At 68.2% G+C, this 17,804-nt stretch carries 18 protein-coding genes; 6 read left to right on the top strand and 12 right to left on the bottom strand.

The window, feature by feature from the left end; translation table 11 throughout:
* Positions 1-14: 14 nt before the first annotated feature.
* The 6 genes from BPET_RS11310 to BPET_RS11285 form a co-directional block, all read right to left on the bottom strand.
* A complete protein-coding gene (locus BPET_RS11310) occupies positions 15-1,370 on the bottom strand; it encodes an amidase (protein WP_012249143.1) in 1,356 nt (451 codons plus the stop codon).
* 60 nt (positions 1,371-1,430) lie between these two features.
* Entirely contained in the window at positions 1,431-2,114 is a 684-nt protein-coding gene (locus BPET_RS11305; protein WP_012249142.1) for a DUF2848 domain-containing protein, read from the bottom strand.
* 43 nt (positions 2,115-2,157) lie between these two features.
* Positions 2,158-3,441, bottom strand: a complete 1,284-nt coding sequence (locus BPET_RS11300) for a TRAP transporter large permease (protein ID WP_012249141.1) — start codon at positions 3,439-3,441, stop codon at positions 2,158-2,160.
* On the bottom strand, positions 3,438-4,058 hold the full coding sequence (locus BPET_RS11295) for a TRAP transporter small permease subunit (RefSeq protein WP_012249140.1): 621 nt from the start codon (positions 4,056-4,058) through the stop codon (positions 3,438-3,440). The genes BPET_RS11300 and BPET_RS11295 overlap by 4 nt, the downstream gene beginning before the upstream one ends.
* Before the next feature lie 86 nt (positions 4,059-4,144).
* Positions 4,145-5,185, bottom strand: a complete 1,041-nt coding sequence (locus tag BPET_RS11290) for a TRAP transporter substrate-binding protein (protein ID WP_012249139.1) — start codon at positions 5,183-5,185, stop codon at positions 4,145-4,147.
* 320 nt (positions 5,186-5,505) lie between these two features.
* On the bottom strand, positions 5,506-5,898 hold the full coding sequence (locus BPET_RS11285) for a hypothetical protein (protein ID WP_012249138.1): 393 nt from the start codon (positions 5,896-5,898) through the stop codon (positions 5,506-5,508).
* Positions 5,899-6,113: 215 nt separating this feature from the next.
* Between BPET_RS11285 and BPET_RS11280 the strand changes: the two genes are divergently transcribed.
* The gene (locus tag BPET_RS11280) at positions 6,114-6,893 is read left to right on the top strand and encodes an AraC family transcriptional regulator (RefSeq protein WP_151208956.1); all 780 of its coding nucleotides are present in this window, start codon (positions 6,114-6,116) and stop codon (positions 6,891-6,893) included.
* Between the two features lie 14 nt (positions 6,894-6,907).
* On the opposite strand, the gene BPET_RS11275 is transcribed toward BPET_RS11280, so the two are convergent.
* Complete coding sequence (locus BPET_RS11275; protein ID WP_041863818.1) at positions 6,908-7,819, bottom strand: LysR family transcriptional regulator; 912 nt, start codon at positions 7,817-7,819, stop codon at positions 6,908-6,910.
* A gap of 106 nt (positions 7,820-7,925) precedes the next feature.
* Here BPET_RS11275 and BPET_RS11270 point away from each other — a divergent pair, with 106 nt between their 5' ends.
* Positions 7,926-8,888, top strand: coding sequence for a DMT family transporter (locus BPET_RS11270; protein WP_012249135.1), 963 nt, complete (start codon positions 7,926-7,928; stop codon positions 8,886-8,888).
* A 37-nt stretch (positions 8,889-8,925) separates the two neighbouring features.
* Here BPET_RS11270 and BPET_RS11265 read toward each other — a convergent pair whose 3' ends face one another.
* Positions 8,926-9,975: a GlxA family transcriptional regulator gene (locus tag BPET_RS11265; protein ID WP_012249134.1), complete on the bottom strand. Its 1,050-nt coding sequence runs from the start codon at positions 9,973-9,975 to the stop codon at positions 8,926-8,928.
* Positions 9,976-10,073: 98 nt separating this feature from the next.
* On the opposite strand from BPET_RS11265, the gene BPET_RS11260 reads away from it, so the two are divergent.
* Positions 10,074-10,703, top strand: a complete 630-nt coding sequence (locus tag BPET_RS11260) for a cysteine hydrolase family protein (RefSeq protein ID WP_012249133.1) — start codon at positions 10,074-10,076, stop codon at positions 10,701-10,703.
* Positions 10,704-10,721: 18 nt separating this feature from the next.
* Here the strand turns inward: BPET_RS11260 and BPET_RS11255 are convergent, their stop codons facing one another.
* Entirely contained in the window at positions 10,722-11,393 is a 672-nt protein-coding gene (locus BPET_RS11255) for an ABC transporter ATP-binding protein (protein ID WP_041862862.1), read from the bottom strand.
* On the opposite strand from BPET_RS11255, the gene BPET_RS11250 reads away from it, so the two are divergent.
* Entirely contained in the window at positions 11,392-12,060 is a 669-nt protein-coding gene (locus BPET_RS11250) for an arylesterase (protein WP_041862861.1), read from the top strand. The two genes, BPET_RS11255 and BPET_RS11250, sit on opposite strands and share 2 nt — an antisense overlap.
* Here the strand turns inward: BPET_RS11250 and BPET_RS11245 are convergent.
* A complete protein-coding gene (locus BPET_RS11245; protein WP_012249130.1) occupies positions 12,045-14,006 on the bottom strand; it encodes a SurA N-terminal domain-containing protein in 1,962 nt (653 codons plus the stop codon). The two genes, BPET_RS11250 and BPET_RS11245, sit on opposite strands and share 16 nt — an antisense overlap.
* Positions 14,007-14,508: 502 nt before the next feature.
* On the opposite strand from BPET_RS11245, the gene ugpQ reads away from it, so the two are divergent.
* Positions 14,509-15,279 carry a glycerophosphodiester phosphodiesterase gene (ugpQ, locus tag BPET_RS11240; protein WP_012249129.1) on the top strand — a complete coding sequence of 257 codons (771 nt, stop codon included), beginning with the start codon at positions 14,509-14,511 and terminating at the stop codon, positions 15,277-15,279.
* A gap of 15 nt (positions 15,280-15,294) precedes the next feature.
* Positions 15,295-16,059 carry a 23S rRNA (adenine(2030)-N(6))-methyltransferase RlmJ gene (locus tag BPET_RS11235; RefSeq protein ID WP_012249128.1) on the top strand — a complete coding sequence of 255 codons (765 nt, stop codon included), beginning with the start codon at positions 15,295-15,297 and terminating at the stop codon, positions 16,057-16,059.
* A 224-nt stretch (positions 16,060-16,283) separates the two neighbouring features.
* Here BPET_RS11235 and BPET_RS11230 read toward each other — a convergent pair whose 3' ends face one another.
* Together BPET_RS11230 and BPET_RS11225 are read right to left on the bottom strand one after the other, a co-directional pair.
* A complete protein-coding gene (locus BPET_RS11230; protein WP_012249127.1) occupies positions 16,284-16,526 on the bottom strand; it encodes a DUF2274 domain-containing protein in 243 nt (80 codons plus the stop codon).
* The gene (locus tag BPET_RS11225; protein ID WP_012249126.1) at positions 16,523-17,803 is read right to left on the bottom strand and encodes a TrbI/VirB10 family protein; all 1,281 of its coding nucleotides are present in this window, start codon (positions 17,801-17,803) and stop codon (positions 16,523-16,525) included. Before BPET_RS11225 ends, BPET_RS11230 begins: the two co-directional genes overlap by 4 nt.
* Between the last annotated feature and the right edge of the window lies 1 nt (position 17,804).

The following is a 17,804-nucleotide window of genomic DNA, read 5'->3' as shown; positions in this document are numbered from 1 at the left end:
ACCTTGTCAGACACCTATGGATGCGGGAATCCCAGCAGGTCTTCGATGGCCATGCTGATCGACAAAATGCGGCGGTCGGCGCCGTTGGCGCCGGCCACCATCAGGCCGGCGGGCGCGCTGCCGGGCGAATGGCACGGCACCGACGCCGCGCAGCCGTCCAGGAAGTTGATCAACGTGGGGTTGCGCAGGATCAGGCCATTGGCCGCGTAGTACGCGTCGTCGCTGGCGGTGACCTCGGCCACAGTGGGCGCCGCCACCGGCACGGTAGGCAGCAACAGCGCATCGTAGCGGGCGATGCGGTGTTCCACCGCCGCCACCCAGGCCTCGCGCGCATCGAGCAGGTCGAGGTAGTCGGCGGCCGACATCTCCTGGCCGCGCCGGATGCGCGACACCACGCGCGGATCGTAGCGGTCGGCCTTGCGGGCGATCAGGTCGCGGTGCCAGCCCCAGGCTTCCGAGGCGGTGAAGCCGCCCTTGGCGTTGATGGCCGCCAGCTGGGCGAATTCGGGCACTTCGATTTCTTCGATGCGCGCGCCGGCCGCCGACAGGCGCGACAGCGCGTCGGCGAAAGCCTGCGAAACATGCGCGTCCATGCCGTCCAGCGCCAGGGTGGTGGGCACGGCCAGGCGCAGGCCGTCCAGCTCGGCCGGCTGCCATTCAGCCACTTCGTCGCCCGCGAGTATGGCGTCCAGCGTGGCGCAACAGCGCACCGTGGGCGCCAGGGGGCCGATCGAATCCAGGCTGGTCGACAGCGGCAGCACCCCGGCCATGGACACGCGCCAGGCGCTGGGCTTGAAGCCGGCCAGGCCGCACAGCGCAGCCGGAATGCGCACCGAGCCGCCGGTATCCGAGCCGATGGCGCCCAGCGCCATGCCGTCGGTGACCGACACCGCCGCCCCCGACGACGAGCCGCCGGGAATGCGCCCGGTGGCGCGGTCCCAGGGGTTCAGCGGGGTGCCGTAGTGCGGGTTGATGCCCAGGCCCGAATAGGCGAATTCCACCATGTTGGTGCGGCCGATGATGACGGCGCCCGCCGCCAGCAGGCGCTGCACCACCACCGCATGCTCGTCGGCCGCGGGTTCGCCCTGGCGGGCCACCGAGCCGGCCAGCGTGGTTTCGCCCGCCACGTCGAACAGATCCTTGATGGAGACCGGCAGGCCGTCGATGGGCGAACGGGCCAGCCCGGCTGCGCGCAGCATGTCGGAAGCCTGCGCGGCGGCGCGCGCCTGGTCGGCATACACGCGCGTGAACACGCGCGCGCCCTCGCCGGCCGGGTCTTGCGCACGGGCCAGCGCGGCTTCGGTCAATGCAACGGAACTGGTGCTGCCTTGCTGCAAGGCGGCGGTGGTGTCGTTCAAGGTGGCAAGCATGAGATCCTCGTGCCGCGGCGCGGCGTGCAAATCGGTGGATATCGTGGCTGCCCGGGGGCCTCAGGCCACCTCGGGCAAGACCTCGACATCATAGCGGTGGCGCAGCACCCGCTGGCGGCGCGGGTCGGACAGCTCCATGATGAAGACCGTAGACGGGCGGATGCCGCCGATGGCCGCCACGGTGCCGCACGTCATGCCCGTGCCATCGGGCAGCGCGCCGCCCTGCGTGTAGCCAGCGATCAGTTCGGCCGGCGTGCGCAGCGACGCCAGCGTGCCTTCCTGGTACAGCACCTGAACGCCGTTCTCGATGATGTACGCGCGCACTTCCAGCTCGTCCCAGTAGTCGGCCACGTCCGCCAGCCGCCACGCGGCGGTGCCCACCGGCTTGGCGCATACCTGCTTGGACAAGGCCACGCTGTGCGATTCCAGCTTGCGATCGGTGTGGTCCGAGGCGATGCTGACATACAGCTCGCCGTCGACGGCGAACACGAAGGTCTCGACTTCGCCCGACGAGGCATCGCCCACGGCCTGGATGCGGGCGGCCTGCGTCAGTTGATTGTCGGCAATGCGGTAGTACAGCGGCACGCTGCTGGGGCGCGGCACGCCGATGGCGGCCAGCTCTTCAATGTGATGCTCGATGGCGGCGCGGTCGCGCCCGGCCCAGCCCGCCACCACCAGGTTGCGAATATCGGTTTCCAGGCTGTGGACAGCGCCTTCGGACTCGACTTGGAATACAGCTTTCATGATGGTTCCTGCATGAAACTCGGTGAAGAAAACGGCCCGCGCGTCAGCCGAACACGCGCGGCAGCCACAGGGCCAGGTCGGGAAAGAACGCCAGCAGCGCCAGCATCAAGAACATGGCGAACACGAACGGCAGGCTGCCCACGATGACGGCGCCCATGCTGCCGCTCTTGCGCAAGCTTTGCACCACGAACAGGTTCAGCCCCACCGGCGGCGTGATCAGCGCGGCCTCTACCAGCACGATGATGACGATGCCCAGCCAGATCGGGTCATAGCCCATGGCGATCATGATGGGCGCCACGATGGGGATCGTGGTGATCATCATCGACAGCGTTTCCATGAAGCAGCCCAGCACCAGGTAGAACAGCACCAGTATCAACAGCATCCAGCCCGGCGACAGGCCCAGGCCGGTAATCGACCGGGTCAGCGCGTCGGTGATGCCGGTGGCGGACAGCACGAAGTTCAGGAAGCTGGCTGCGATGACGATCAGCATGATCATGGCAGTGGAGCGCATGGTGCCTTCGATAGCGTCGCGCAGCATGGCGAAGGTCAAGCGGCCGAAGCAGGCCGCCAGTATCAGGGCGCCCAGCACGCCCAGCGCGGCCGCCTCGGTGGGCGTGGCCAGGCCGGCGTAGATCGAGCCCACCACCAGGAAGAAAATGCCCAGCGGCGGCGCCAGGTGCACCAGGCTGGCCAGGCGCTGCGCCATCGTGGCGCTGATCTTGTGCCCGCCCCATTGCGGCCGCAGCACGCAGGCCACCGCCACAGTCAACATGAACAGCATCGCCAGGCCGAAACCCGGCAAGATGCCGGCCAGGTACAGCTTGGGCACCGACGAATTGGTCAGCACGCCATAGATCACCAGGTTGATCGACGGCGGAATCAGGATGCCCAGCGTGCCGCCGGCGGCCAGGCTGCCCAGGAACAACGGCTCGTTGTAGCCGTATTTCTTGATCTGCGGCAGGGCGACCGTGCCCACGGTGGCCGCGGTGGCGACGCTGGAGCCCGAGGTGGCCGAGAACAGCGTCGAGGCGCCGATGTTGGCGTGCATCAGTCCGCCCGGCAACCACGACAGCCACAAGCTCATGGCGCTGTACATGCGCTCGGCGAAACCCGACCGCAGCAGCACTTCGCCCAGCATGATGAACAGCGGAATCGCCACCAGCAGGAATTCGTTGTTCGCGCTCCACGAGATTTCGCCGATGGCGCGTGTCAGCGGCAGCATGGAATACAGGGGGTCGAGGATCAGGCCCAGCACCCCCAGGGCGGCGCCCACGGGAATCGAAATGCCGATCAGCACCAGCAACAGGATCAGGGTCGTGGCGATCATGCGGCCTCTCCTTTCACCATGCGCTCGCCCGCGGCGGCTTCTTCATCGGCTTCTTCCTGCGCCGAGCGCACGCCGCAGACTTGCTTGACCAGGTCCAGGTCGCCGGTGGCCAGCGCCAGCGAGGCGCGCACCAGCATCAGGGCCACGGTAATGCACATCCACAGCAGGCCCAGCATCCACAGCCCCTGGGGAATCCACAGTGGCGTGGCCAACGGCGTATTGGCCGCCGAGTCGCGCACCCATGAGGTCTGCGCCATTTCCATAGCGTAGTAGGTCAGGTACACCATGAAGACGCCCAGCGCCACCAGCGAGATCCAATCCAGCAGCGCCGACAGCCGCACCGGCAGGTACTGGTACAGCACGTCGACGCGCACGTTGGCGCGCTGCAGCGTGGCGAAGGCCAGCGCCCACGAGGTGCTGATGGCAAACGCGTAGCTCGACAGCTCGTCGGCCCCGCCGGTGGTAAAGCCGAAGAATTTGCGCGCCACCACGTCGAACGAGATCAGCAGCACGCTGGCCAGGGTCAGCGCGCCGCCCACCCACACGGCCACGCGCGAAAAGGACTCGGCCCGGCGCAATAGCGCGCCGAGGATCCGGAATTGTTCAGGTCGGGTCATGCTCTGTCTCCGCGGCCGCTCGCGCGGCGCGCCGGGATAGCCCGTGACGCGGCGCGCGGCGGACCGCCTGGATGATGTGCGGCGGATTACTTCTTGGCGACCAGGTCCAGTTCTTTGCCGATGGTGGCATTGAAGTCCTGGACGCATTGCGCCGAGCAGCGAGCGGCCCACTTCGGCAGCACCGATTCGCTGAGCACTTTCTTCAGCAGCTGGCGGTCGGCATCGGTGGGCTGCACCAGCACCATCTTGCCCTTGACCGGGTACGGGCATGCCGCGGCGCCGGTATTGCAGTCATAGCCCTCCTGGGTCTGGCGCGCGGCGGCGTCCCAGATGTCGTCGACCATTTTGTCGATGTTGGTCTGCAGGAAGGTCCGCACCTTGGGATCGAGCTTGTCCCACGCCTTCTGGTTGACCGCGTGGATCTGCTGGTTCCAGTTGATGGGCAGCGCGTACAGGTGGGTGGAGACCTCGTACCATTTGGCCGAGTAGCCCGACAGCGAGCCGGTGATGGCGCAGTCCACCACCTTGTTCTGCAGGGCCGGCACGACTTCGCCGAACGCCATGGTGACGCTGGAGCCTCCCAGCGCCTCGACGAATTCGGCGGTGGTGCGGCTGCTGGTGCGCACCTTCTTGCCCTTCACGTCAGCCAGGCTCTTGATCTCGGCATTGCAGAACAGCACCTGCGCGGGGTAGGTGGAAATGCCCAGCAGCTTGACGTTGGCGCCCTCGCCGTACAGCTTGGCGTACACGGGCTCGAAGGCGCGGGTCACGGCGCGCGCCGTCTTCACGTCGGGCGCCAGGCCGGCCAGGTCGATCGCTTCGTTGATGGGGTTGTCGCTCGCGAAGTACGACAGGGTGGCCGTGCCGAACTGGATTACGCCCTGCGACATCAGGCGCAGCAACTCGGGGCCTTTGAGGCCCATCTCGTTAAAGCCCTTGATATCGGCGGTGACCTGGCCCTTGGACAGCTCGGGCAAGGTCTTGGTCCAGAACGGTTTTTCGTAGTCGTTGTAGGCGGTCAGGTTGCTGAGCCCGCCCACCACCGTCAGGTGGGTCTTGGGCAGGTCCTGCGCGTGGGCGGCAGTGGCCATCAATGCGATGGCGGCGACGATCAAGGGCTTCTTCATAGGGATTCTCCTTGCAGGCGGGGTTCGGTCGCGCGCCGGGCCCCGTTACCCTGATGGCGCGCCGCAAATCGGCCGGGCCGGCCGCCGCGATGCGCGTCCAGCCCCTCTTTGCCGCGCATTGCACCGGGCGGGCGCAGTCCTGTCCAATCGTAAGTTCGGATGCCGAGGTATAAATTATTTTTAGGTCTGATCCCGGCGCCCGCGCCGCACTACGCGCAATGCAGCAACCACGCGGCTTTGCGGGCCGCGCCCGGCATGTCTTGCCGGCTCTCGCGGCGCCCGGCCGCCAGGCGATTCAGCTGCGTATATCAGGGAAAATCCTAGGCCACCCGGCGCACGATAGATGCCCCTTGCCCTCCGGGAAAAGCCGCCAGCAGTTCACGCGCGCGGTCACGCGCCTGCGCCAGCGTGGGCACGGCCATGAACGGCAGGCCGAACGCGCGCGGGTCCGGCACGATGGATACGAAACCGGCGCAACAGCGCCGCAGCCTGGCCATGTTCGAGGCCTGCCACGCCACCATGTCGCGCCGGTCGGCGAGCGACATGTCTACATTCAGGTCGGTGCCGACCAGCACGAACGGCTTGCCACTGGCAACCAGCATGTCCATCTCGTGCGCCCAGGTCTGGACGGCGCCCTGGGCCACGTTGGGCCGCCGCGTCAACACCAGGGGGAAGTGCGTCAAATCATGCAGGGCGTAAGCGTCCCGGTTCATTCGAATACTCCTTCTGTCTTGCGGGCCAGGCGCTTGGGACCTTTCCGGCGGGGTCCGCGCGGCGGCGCATGCGCGCTTCGGAAGGCCGCGCGGGCGGCCAGCCGCCCCTGCTTACAGCAAGGCCATTGCCGCAGATTGTGTTTGAGAATGCTATACATTTGTATCTGTTGCCACTAACGCAATTGCGCCAACCAATGTCCCGGACCCGCCACCCCATGCCTGAGCAGGCTCCGCCAGCCGCCGTAGACCCGGTCCCGCTACTGACGCCGTTTCAGGTCGCCCAGGCACGCCAGAATCGCGGCATTGCCGTGCCCGCGCACCGCCACGACAAAGGCATGCTGCTGGCGGTGCGGGAAGGGGTCAGCGTGGTGCGCAGCGACGGCGAGGTGCTGACGATGACGCCCGGCCGCCTGGGCTGGATGCCGCCCGGCATGCTGCACGAGGCCCATTGGTTCGGCGACGCGCGCGGCCTGTTCCTGTATGTGCGGGCCGACGCCTGCGACAGCTTGCCCGCGCAGGCGTGCGCCTGGGCGTCCGGTCCGCTGGTCGAGGCGTTGCTGCAGCGCCTGGCCGGCATACCGCCCGACGAACAGAACCTCGCTCACACCTTGCGCCTGTTCGAGGTGCTGGTGGCCGAGCTGCGGATACTTCCCCAAGCCAGCCTGCCGCTGCCCATGCCGCGCGACCACCGCCTGCACGAGCTGGCGACGACGCTGCTGGATCGGCCCGACGACGCCCGGGGCATCGAGGCCTGGGCGCGGCGGGTAAATATGTCGTCGCGCACGCTGATGCGGCGCTTTCGCGCGGAAACCGGAATCACGCTGGGAAGATGGCGGCAACAGGCGCGGCTGCTGCGTTCGCTGGAATGGCTGGCGGCCGGCAAGCCGGTCACCGAAGCGGCGCTGGCGGTCGGCTATGAAAGCATCAGCGCCTTCATCAGCAGCTTTCGCAATGCGTATGGCGTGACGCCCAGCCAGTACTTCGCGCGCCACTAGGGTGCGCGCCGCCGCTACACGCCGTGCGACAGCGGACCCAGCCTGCCCACCGCAGCCTGCTGGGCCAGCTGTGCGATCACGCGCGCCACGTGGCTGTCGGGGCCCTGCACCCAGGTAGCGGTAAACGCCAGGTCGGGCAGCGGGTCGGCCTGCACGTCCAGCAGCCGCAACTCGCCGCTGGCCAGCTCTTTGTCCAGAAACACGGGCGCGATGACGCTGGTGCCTATACAGTCCAGCGTCATGCGCACCACCATCGACAACGACGCGCTGCCGTACATGCGCGGGGCTTGCACGCCGGCGCGCGTGAGCATGTCGCGCACGAACTGGTAAGGGCTGCTGCTGGACGGGTACGTGATGACAGGAAGCGTGCCGATGCGCTGCAGCGTCAGGGGCTCGGGGCCTAGCGCCAGGCGCGGGCTGGCCACCCAGGCCAGCGGATAGGCGCAGAGCGGCAGGTTTTCGAAGCGAGCCTCCACCACGGGGCCCATCAGGAAAGCCAGGTCGATCTGGCGCGCCGTCAGGTGGCTGCGCAATACCGGCGTGGTGTCCACCTCGATCTGCAGCACCAGGGCCGGATACGCGGCGTGCAGGTACTCGACCAGCGCCGGCAGCCAGGTCTGCACGATGGTCTCGGCCACGCCGATGCGCAGCGGGCCGCGCATCACGTTCTGCTCGCGCGCGGCCTGCAGCATGTCGCGGCGCAACTGCAGCATGCGCTCGGCATGCGACAGCAGCTCGTGGCCCTTGCCGGTCAACGTCACGCCGCGCGCGTCGCGCTCGAACAGGCGCACGCCCAGGTCGCGTTCGAGCGACGCGATACGCTGCGACACCGCCGGCTGGGTGGTGTTGAGTTTTTCGGACGCGGCCCGGAAACTGCCCAGCGTCGATACCCAGAAAAAAGTCTCGATGTTTCGTAGATCGATCATGGCCCGCATCCGTGTAGCGAGGATGAGCGTATCATGTGCCCGTTTCGCCGCGCCGGCCGCCTGCCGGTTCGGGCATATATGTTGACTGCCTGACAAGGAGCCCCGCATGTCCCGGGCCGCCGCCGGATCAGCCCCGGCAGCCACGCCGCCTATCTCTGCCGCCCACCCTGCGGCGCGCCCACTGATCGGCATCGTACTGTTGATTCTCTCGGCCTGGACACTGTCGTGCCTGGATGCCAGCGGCAAGTGGGTCATGGAAGCCGGCGTGCCGCTGCTGATCCTGTGCTGGGTGCGCTACCTGGCGCACCTGCTGCTGGTGCTGGCCCTGGTGCTGCCGCGTCGCGGCCTGGCCGTGCTGCGCAGCACGCGCCCGCGCGAGCAGATGCTGCGCGGCGGCTCGATGCTGCTGGCCACCCTCGCCTTCTTCACCACCCTGAGCTACATACCTCAAGCCGAGGCCACGGCGATCAACTTCCTGGCCCCCCTGATCGTGCTGGCGCTGGCGCCGTGGGTACTGAAAGAACCGCCCCGCGCCTCGCGCTGGGTGGCCGCGGCGGTGGCGTTCGCCGGCGTGCTGATCATCGTCCGCCCCGGCGGCGGGCTGCATCCGCTGGGTGTGCTGTTCGGCCTGCTGACCGCATGCTGCTTTGCCGCGCAGTTCATCGCCACGCGCCGCGTGGCCGGCGACGACCCCTACACCTCGCTGATCTGGAGCGGCGCGGTGGGCACCGTATGCCTGACCCTCGCCCTGCCCGTCACCTTGCCACCCGCCCAGGCCGTGCTGGCCCAGCTGAGCCCGGGCAACTGGCTGCTGCTGATCTCCACCGGCGTATCAGGCGCGCTGGGCCACCTGTTGCAGATCGGCGCCTACCGCAACGCCGCGGCATCGACGCTGGCGCCTTTCGTGTATTTGCAGATCGTCAGCGCCACCGCGGTGGGCTGGCTGGTGTGGGGGCACTTTCCCGACGCGCTGACCTGGCTGGGCATTGCCATCATCTGCGGCAGCGGCATCGTCATCGGCCTGATCGAATGGCGGCGCAGCCGCGCGAGCGCGCCGCGCACGCCATGATTCATGGCGCCGGGCGCCGCAGGCGCCTGGCGCGTTTTCATACCGATTGCCGGAATTCGCGCCGGTATGCCGACGGCGACACTTTCAGCGCGCGCCGGAAATGCTGCCGCAGCGACAGCGGCGTGCCGAAGCCGGCCTGCGCGGCAATCGTCTCGACCGGCGCGTCGCTGGTTTCCAGCAGCCGCTGGGCCAGGGCCAGCCGCTGCGACAACAGCCACTGGCCCACGGTGCCCCCGGTAGCCTGCCGGAAATGGCGGGTGAACGTGCGGCGGCTCATCGCCGCGCGCGCCGCCAGCGAATCCAGGTCGTGCGCGCGGTCCAGGTGCGCCGACACCCAAGCCAGCACGCCGGACAGTCGGTCCGCGCCCACCGACGCCGGCACCGGCTGTTCCACATACTGCGCCTGGCCACCCTGCCGGTGCGGCGGCACCACCAGCCGGCGCGCCACGCTGTTGGCGACTTCCGCGCCCCAGCGCCGCCGCAGCACGTGCAGGCAGCAATCGATGCCGGCAGCGGTGCCGGCCGAGGTGACCACGTCGCCGGCGTCCACGTAAAGCACATCGCGGTCGAGCCGCACCCGCGGATAGCGCGCCGAAAAATCGTCGGCCCACATCCAGTGGGTGGTGGCGGCGCGCCCGTCCAGCAGGCCGGCCTCGGCCAGCACGAAAGCGCCCAGGCACAGGCCCACCACCAGCGCGCCGCGCGCGTGCGCCTGCCGCAGCGCCCGCAGCAGCGCGGGCGGCGCGGGTTCGCTCGTGTCGCGCCAGCTCGGCACCACCACGATGTCGGCCCGCGCCAGTTCGCGCAGGCCATGATCGGCCTGCACCGTGAAGCCGGCGCTGGTGCGCAGCGGCCCCGGCTCGGCGGCGCAGACGCGCAGGTCGAAGGCCGGCAGGCCCGGCGCCTCGCGCTGCTCGAACACCGCACAGGGCACCGTCAGGTGAAATGCGCTGATCTGGTCGAAGGCCACCACGGCCACGGTGGCGGCGGCCGGTTCGCGGCGCGGGACGGAAAAACGGCTGGACACGGCAGGCAGGGAACGCATGGAATGGACGGGCGCACGACGGGCGGCGCTGATCAAGGGCATGGCCCGATTTTATCCAATATTGTCATTCAGGCCACTATCGGGCATGCCGGCCGCTGGGAATAATGGGTTCATCCCCTCAACACAACCGGAGAACCGCCATGACCCAACCCGCAGCCCGGCGCGCCCTGATCGTCGTCGATGTACAAAATGAATACTTCGGCGGCAAACTGCCCATCGAGTACCCCGACCCGCAGCAGTCGCTTGCCAACATCGGCCGCGCCATGGACGCGGCCCATGCAGCCGGCGTGCCCATCGTGCTGGTGCAGGACATCGAGCCGGCCGAGTCGCCGCTGTTCGCGCGGGGCTCGCACGGCGCCGAATTGCACGAAAGCGTGGTTTCGCGTCCCCACGACCACCACGTGGTCAAGGGCATGCCCAGCGCGTTCGCCGGCACCGGCCTGGAGGCGTGGCTGGCCGAGCGCGGCATCGACACCATTACCGTGGTGGGTTACATGACGCACAATTGCGACGATTCCACCGTGAAGCACGCGGTGCATGCCGGGTTGCGCGTGGAAGTGCTGAACGACGCCACCGGCTCGGTGCCCTACGCGAACAGCGCCGGCCAGGCCTCGGCCGAGGAAATCCACCGGGTGCTGACGGTAGTGATGCAAAGCCGCTTCGCCGCGGTGATGAGCACCGCGCAGTGGATCGCCGGCCTGAACGGCGCGCCGATGCCCACGCGTGACAACATCTACGCGTCGAACCAGCGGGCGCGCGGGCTGGCCTGAGCCCTGCCCGCGGGAGGGTCAGCCGGCCAGCCGGCCGGCCGCCAGCACCAGTTGCCGCCCACAACGGGCGGCAAGTTGCGGATCGTGCGTGACGAGCACCAGGGTCGTGCCGTGCTCGCGATGCAGGTCGAACATCAGGTCGATGACCGTGGCGCCGGTGGTGGCGTCCAGGCTGCCGGTGGGCTCGTCGGCGAACAGCAGGCCCGGACGCACCACGAAGGCGCGGGCAAGCGACACGCGCTGCTGCTCGCCGCCGGACAGGGTACGCGGATAGTGGTGCAGCCGTTCGCCCAGCCCCACTCGCCGCAACATGGCCTGGGCGGCGTCGCGCGCCGGCTGGCCGGCCAGTTCCAGCGGCAGCATGACGTTTTCCAGCGCCGTCAGGTTGGGCAGCAGTTGGAATGACTGGAACACAAAACCGACGTGGCGCGCGCGCAGCTGCGCGCGGCCGTCTTCATCGAGGGAGAACAGATCCTGCCCGGCCAACCGCACGCTGCCGGCCGAGGGAACGTCCAGGCCGGCCATGAGTCCCAGTAACGTGGACTTGCCGGAACCCGAGCTGCCGGTAATGGCCACGGCGCTGCCGGCCGCCACCGTAAAATCGATTCCCTCCAGGATCGACAGCGTGCCGCCCGCGTCCGACACCTGCTTGCCCAGCCCGGAAACCTCGATCGAGACCTTGCTATCCATGCGTCTATTCTTCCGTTGGTTCGTTGCCGCCGCCATGTCCGCCGCCTTTGCCGCGCCGGCCGTCCACGCTCAGACCCCCGCCCCGGCGCCAGGTTCCGCGCCGCGCACCTTGCTGGTGGTGGGCGACAGCCTGTCTGCCGAATACGGCCTGGCGCGGGGCACCGGATGGGTGCCGCTGCTGGCCAGGCGCCTGTCGGAACAATACCCCGATTACCAGGTCATCAATGCCAGCATCAGCGGCGATACTACCAGCGGCGGCGTCTCGCGCCTGCCAGCGCTGCTGCAGCGCCACCACCCGGCCATCGTGGTGCTGGAGCTGGGCCCCAACGACGCGCTGCGCGGGCTATCCCTGAAAATGACCGAGCAGAACCTGCGCGCCATGGCCAGCCAGGCGCGCCAGGCCGGCGCGCGGGTGCTGATCGTGGGCATGCAGATTCCGCCCAATTACGGGCGCGATTACGCGCAACGCTTCGCCGCGGTGTTTCCCGCGGTGGCCAAGGCCGAACAGGCGGGACTGGTGCCGTTCCTGATGGACGGCATGGCCACCGACCGCGCGCTGTTCCAGGCTGATGGCATCCATCCCAACGAACAGGCCCAGCCGCTGCTGCTGGATAACGTATGGGCTGCGCTGCAGCCCATACTGAAGAAGGATCAGCCGGCGGATTGATCCTGGCCCTGCAGGGCCGAGGCGGCTTCGGGCAGGATCTTCACCTGGTATTGCTCGCGCAGCACTTTCAGCACCGCGGCGTCTTCGGCCTGGCCCCAGGCCGCCCCCAGCTGGCGCGCCAGCAAGTCGCGGGCCGATGCCTCGGAGGCGCCGGCTTCGACTTTGTCCAGGCGCACCACCACGTAGTCGTTGCCGTCGTTCACCCCTGCGTAGGCGGGCAACGGCTCGGCGGGCAGGCGCATCGCGGCGTTCAGCACGTCTTGCGACAGCTGGCCGGGCTGCTGGCGCGACACCACCGCGGAAGCGCCGAAGCCTTCGGGCAGCGTGGCCGGATCGGCCTTCCAGCCATCCAGGGCTGCCGTGCCGGCCTTGCGGGCGGCTTCGGCGGCGCGCTCGTCGAGCAGGCGCTCGCGGATGTTGGCGCTGACTTTATCCAGCGGCGGCACATGTTCGGGCTGCACTTGGGCCACGCGCACCGCCAGCATGGTGTCGGGCGACAGTTCAATGACCCCGGAATTCTGCTTGTCGCGCAGAACGTCGGGCGAAAACAGCGCCTGGCGCACCCGCGGGTTGTCGAGCAACTGGGCATCGGGGCCGCTGGCGGCGGCGTCGGCGCCGGCCTGGTCGGCGGGCAGCAGCCCTTCACGGGTGATGCCCGAGGCGGTGCGCAGCTTCAGGCCCAGCGCATCGGCGGCGGGCTGCAGGCTGTCGCGCTGGTCGTACACGATTTCGGTAAGCTTGGTGGCCATTTCGGAAAACCGCGTGGCCGCGATCTGCTTGCGGATTTCGGCGGTGATTTCGTCGCGGACCTCGGCCAGCGGCTTGATGGCGGCGGGCTGGATTTCGGTAACCTTGACGATATGCAGGCCCGAGGGGCTTTCAACCACGCCCGAGACCTGGTCTTTGGCCAGGCCGAAAACGCTTTTTTCGAGCGGACCGGCCAGCATGCCCGGCGCCAGCCAGCCCAGGTCGCCACCCTTGCCAGCCGAGCCGGCATCTTGCGAGTTGGCGCGCGCCAGCTCGGCGAACTGGGCGGGATCGGCGGCGGCCTGCTTGGCCAGCGCCTCGGCTTTGGCGTGCGCGGCCTTGCGGGCATCTTCGGAGGCGCCCGCGGGCAGCTCGATCATGATGTGGCTGGCGCGCCGGCGCTCGGGTTGGCCGAAGCGGTTTTTGTTCTGCTCGTAGTAACTGGCGATGTCTTCTTCTTTGACTTGCACGCCCTGCGTGGCGGCGGCTTCGTCCAGCACCAGGTACTGGGCGGTCACCTGCTCGGGCACGGTCAGCTGCTGCTTGTTGCCGTCATACCAGGTCTGGATGTCTTCAGGCGACACTGACACTTGCGCGCGGTAATCGGCCGCGGCGAAGCGCCGCAATTGCACGGTGCGCTGCTGGGTCAGGGCGGACTCGAGCGAGGCCACCACGGCATCGGGCGCGCCGGCCGACTGGTTGATGGGTTCGAGCACACGCCCCACCGCCAGGTCGCGGCGCAGGCCGGCCTCGAACGAGGTAGGCGTCATGCCCTGTGCGGCCAGCACCTGGCGGTAGCGTTCGGGGGAAAAGCGGCCGTTGTCCTGCACTTGTGGAATGGCGGCGATGGTGTTGCGCAGCGTGCCGTCAGATACCGAAAAGCGGTTGTCGATGGCCACCTGGGCAAGCAGGCGCTGGTCGATCAGCTGGTTGAGCAGTTGTTCGCGCATGGCGGGGGTATCGACCAGGGCGGGATCGAACTGGCTGCCCAGGCGCTGGCGGAATTGTTCGAGCTGGTTGCGATGGGCCATGTCGAACTCGCTGCGAGTGATGGGCTGGCCAGCCACCGTTGCCAGTTCGGGCTCGCGGCGGATGAAGCTTTCGTAGCCCTGGATGCCCACCAGGAAGAACGACGGCACGATCAGGATCAGCAGAATGAACTGCATCCAACGGCGATGATTGCGTAGTAGTTCGAACATGGATTCCCTGTTTGCCGTGCGCGGCGCGCCCTGAGATGGACGCCGCACCGCAAAAAAACGCATAAAAAAAGGCGAAACCGATTCGCCCTTGCCCCGCCCTTGCCAGGTGCCGGAATCGAACCCGGTAAGCCGCCGGAGTTTACCATTTTCGCCCCGTACGCCACAGTTTGGGGCTGGCGAGAGGCCTTCAACCCGCGTGGCGGAGCGGGTACCGGGTTGGTGGATGTGCTTGCTGTGGCGGGGGGGGTTTGGTTCTTGCCCCGTCTCTGGGCGTGTGGGCGGGCGGGGCGGCGCCCGTGCGTCGGGCTCGGGCGCATCCAGGCGCCCTCGGTCTGCTGCGCAGACTGCCCCGCCGCCCAACGCGCCGCCCCGCCCGCCCGCACGCCCAGAGACTGATTGCCGGTGAATTCGAACCCTTCAACGGCTCTGGACTCCCCGTGTGAAGCTCGGCGCTGCATGCGCCCGAGCCCGACGGGCTTCGCCCGGCCCCAAAGGAGTATCCTTGCATCCTTCACCCTGGAAACGTCCCGAGCATGACCGCCCCTGGCCCTATCCTACCCATATTGCCCACCGCGGCGGCGGCCGCCTGGCCCCTGAAAATACCCTGGCCGCCATGCGCGTCGGCGCCGAGCACGGGTTCCGCATGGTCGAATTCGACGTCAAGCTCAGCCGCGACAAGGTCGCCTTCCTGCTGCACGACGACACCCTCGACCGCACCACCAATGGCCATGGCCCCGCCGCCGCGCTGTCGTATGCCGAGCTGGCCCGGCTGGATGCCGGCGGCTGGCATTCGCCTGCCTACGTGGGCGAACCCGTGCCCGCCTTCGAGGCCGTGGCCCGCTATGCCATCGCCAATGGCATCGCCTGCAACATCGAAATCAAACCCAACCCCGGCCAGGAAAGCGAAACCGGCGCCGCCGTGGCGCTGGCCGCGCGCGCGTTGTGGCAAGACGCCCTGCCCGCTCCGCTGCTGTCGTCGTTCTCGGAAGCCGCGCTGGCCGCGGCCCAGGCGGCCGCCCCCGAACTGCCGCGCGCCCTGCTGGTGGAGCAGGTGCCGGCCGACTGGCCCGAGCGGCTGGCGCGCCTGGGATGCGTGGCGCTCAACATCAACCACCGCGACGCCAGCCGCGAACTCATCGACGCCGTGCACGCCGCCGGCTACCGCATCGCCGCCTGGACCATCAACGATCCGGCGCGTGCGCGCCTGTTGCTGTCCTGGGGCCTGGATGCCCTTTTCACCGACGCGCTGGCCGAAATCGGCCCGCCCGCCTGAGCGCAGGACTCCGCCTTGTTCAGCTACCGACACGCCTTTCATGCCGGCAACCACGCCGACGTCCTCAAGCACGCCGTGCTGATCCACATGCTGGATTACCTGAACCGCAAAGACACCCCCTATTGGGTGGTGGACACTCATGCGGGCGCGGGGCTCTACGCCCTGGACAGCGATTGGGCCGCGAAGAACGCCGAATTCGCCGATGGCATCGGCCGACTGTGGCAGCGCGACGACCTGCCGCCGCTGCTGGCAAGCTACCTTGAGCGGGTGCGCCGCTACAACCCCGACGGCCGCCTGCGCCACTATCCGGGATCGCCCTGGCTGACGCTGGACGCGCTGCGCGATCGCGACCGCCTGCGCCTGTTCGAAATGCACCCCACCGAATCGGACGTGCTGGTGGGCAACCTGGAGCAACTGGACAAGACCGCGTTGCGCCAGACTACGATCTACGCAACCGACGGCTTCGAGGGCATGAAGGCGCTGCTGCCCCCGCCGCCGCGGCGCGGGCTGGTGCTGATCGACCCGTCGTACGAAGACAAGCAAGACTACCGCCGCACGCTGAACGCCGTGAAAGAAGGCCTGAAGCGTTTTGCCACCGGCACGTATGCCGTGTGGTACCCGCTGGTGCAGCGCCGCGAAGCCACCGAGCTGGCCCGCCACCTGGATAACCTGCAGGTGAAAAGCTGGCTGCATGTGTCGCTGACCGTAAAAAAGTTCTGGTGTCAAGTCCTTCGTACAAATCACGTAGGGCTTGAAATCGTATATGGGACAGTAGGTTAGCTCTTTTCTCGGCCACTGTGGCGAGGTGTGGCCTCGTGGGCTAGGAGCCACATAGGAGCGTTGGGAGAGAAAGCCGCATCGCACTGTGTCGTGCTGGATTGCCGAGGGACGGCGGGCTTGTCGCATCATCATAGCCCAGGCGGCTCTTGGCGGCATCCAGAACGAAGAACGCGCAGCCTTGGGCTGCGCGTTCGATGGATGCGGCTGGGCAGTGTTCGAGGCCATCACGTCGGCTTGGGCGGCACGCTCCGCATCGTGGTGCCCTTCCTGAATCCTCGATCCCCTGCCATGAACGCCTCCAGCATGTGCGGGATCAACTTCTCGGCATCGACCGCCTCGCCATACGTCTGCGCGTGCAGCGCGGCGTAGCGGTCGAGGTCGGCTTTCAGGCTGGCCGGGCAGGCAAAGGTCAGCTTGACGTTCTCGGTCTTGGGCAGCGGCCCGAGCCGCAGCTTCTTCGTGCTCATTGCGAAGCCCCCCGGTTGAAGAACAGCGGCTGGTAGGGCCGCAGCACCAGATCCCGGTTGACGATGACGCGAACCGGCAGGCCGGGCCTGATGGTCAGCGTCGGCTGGATGTCCATGTTGCGCCGGGTAATCTCCTGGCCGACCTGATTGATGCTGTCCTGGGCGCTGTCGCGCCCGGCGATGACGATGCGGTTGCCGTCCTGGCGGTTCTCGGGCGCGGCCAGCTCGGCACCGACGCCCAGCAACGTCGTCAGCACCGCGCCCGCGACGACGCGATCCCAATGCCAGTCCACGTCATCCTCCAGGCCGGAGTAACCGGCCGGGTCGGTGCCGATGAGGTTGTCGAGTGTCAGCGAAGACGTGTCGGGCAGGATGACCCGATTCCACACCACCTGCACGCGGCTCTGCCCGTGGCTGACCCGGCTGTTGTAGCGCCCGAGGATGCGCGAGCCCTGCGGGATCAGCAGAAACTTGCCCGTGGCCGAGTCATAGACCGGCTCCGTCACCGTGGCGATCACGTCGCCCGGCAAGTCCGACTTGATGCCTGTCACCAGCGCGCCCGCGATCACCGTCCCGGCCATGACCTGATACGGCGATGCCGGCAGTGCCAGATGGCCGGAATTGCGGGTTTCCGTAGAGCCGCTTTGCAGGAATGCCTCGTTCTGGTCTTGCCGACTCCGTGCCGCAGTCGGGGCGGCAAGCTGGGCCGCCGCCGAGGCTGGCCCAGCCGCGAGCGGATCGAAGGCCGCGAGCGTGTTGGCAGCACCGGGCACACCCGGCGCCGTCTGCGCCATCGTGGTCGTGGCGGCGGCCTGACCCTGGCCGGCCGAGCGGAAGAACACCGACGAAGCCGCTGCGGCTTCCGCTTCCTTGCGCAAGGCATCGTTCGGATCGTGGCCGGGGGCCGCGTAAGCGGCCACGGCCGGCTGCTGCGAGTTCACGATGGCCGGGCCAAGATCGCCCGGCAGTGGCGGCCCCAGCTCGGGCACCTTCTGCGGCAGCTTCGAGTAGTCGGCCGGCAGGCCGTCCAGCCCTTCGGACTTCGAGACGCGATCGACGTTGTAAAGCTCGGTCTGCTCGCCCGCGCCACGCCGCTGCGGTTGCAGTGACCAGATCGTGGCCCCGAGCACGGCGACCGACAGGCTACCGACGAGGACGGCCAGCGTGCGCCGGTTCAACCGGGTCACAGCACGCGGCTGGGCACGAAGCGCCACCGTCTCGGGCGCGACCTTGCCTGCCTGCGGCGTGGCGAGGTCGGGAGTGTCGTCCTGGCTCATG

Source organism: Bordetella petrii, from assembly GCF_000067205.1.
GTDB classification, from domain to species: domain Bacteria; phylum Pseudomonadota; class Gammaproteobacteria; order Burkholderiales; family Burkholderiaceae_B; genus Bordetella_A; species Bordetella_A petrii.
The sequence above is the reverse complement of the archived record's forward strand: the minus strand, read 5'-3'. Positions and strand labels throughout refer to the sequence as shown.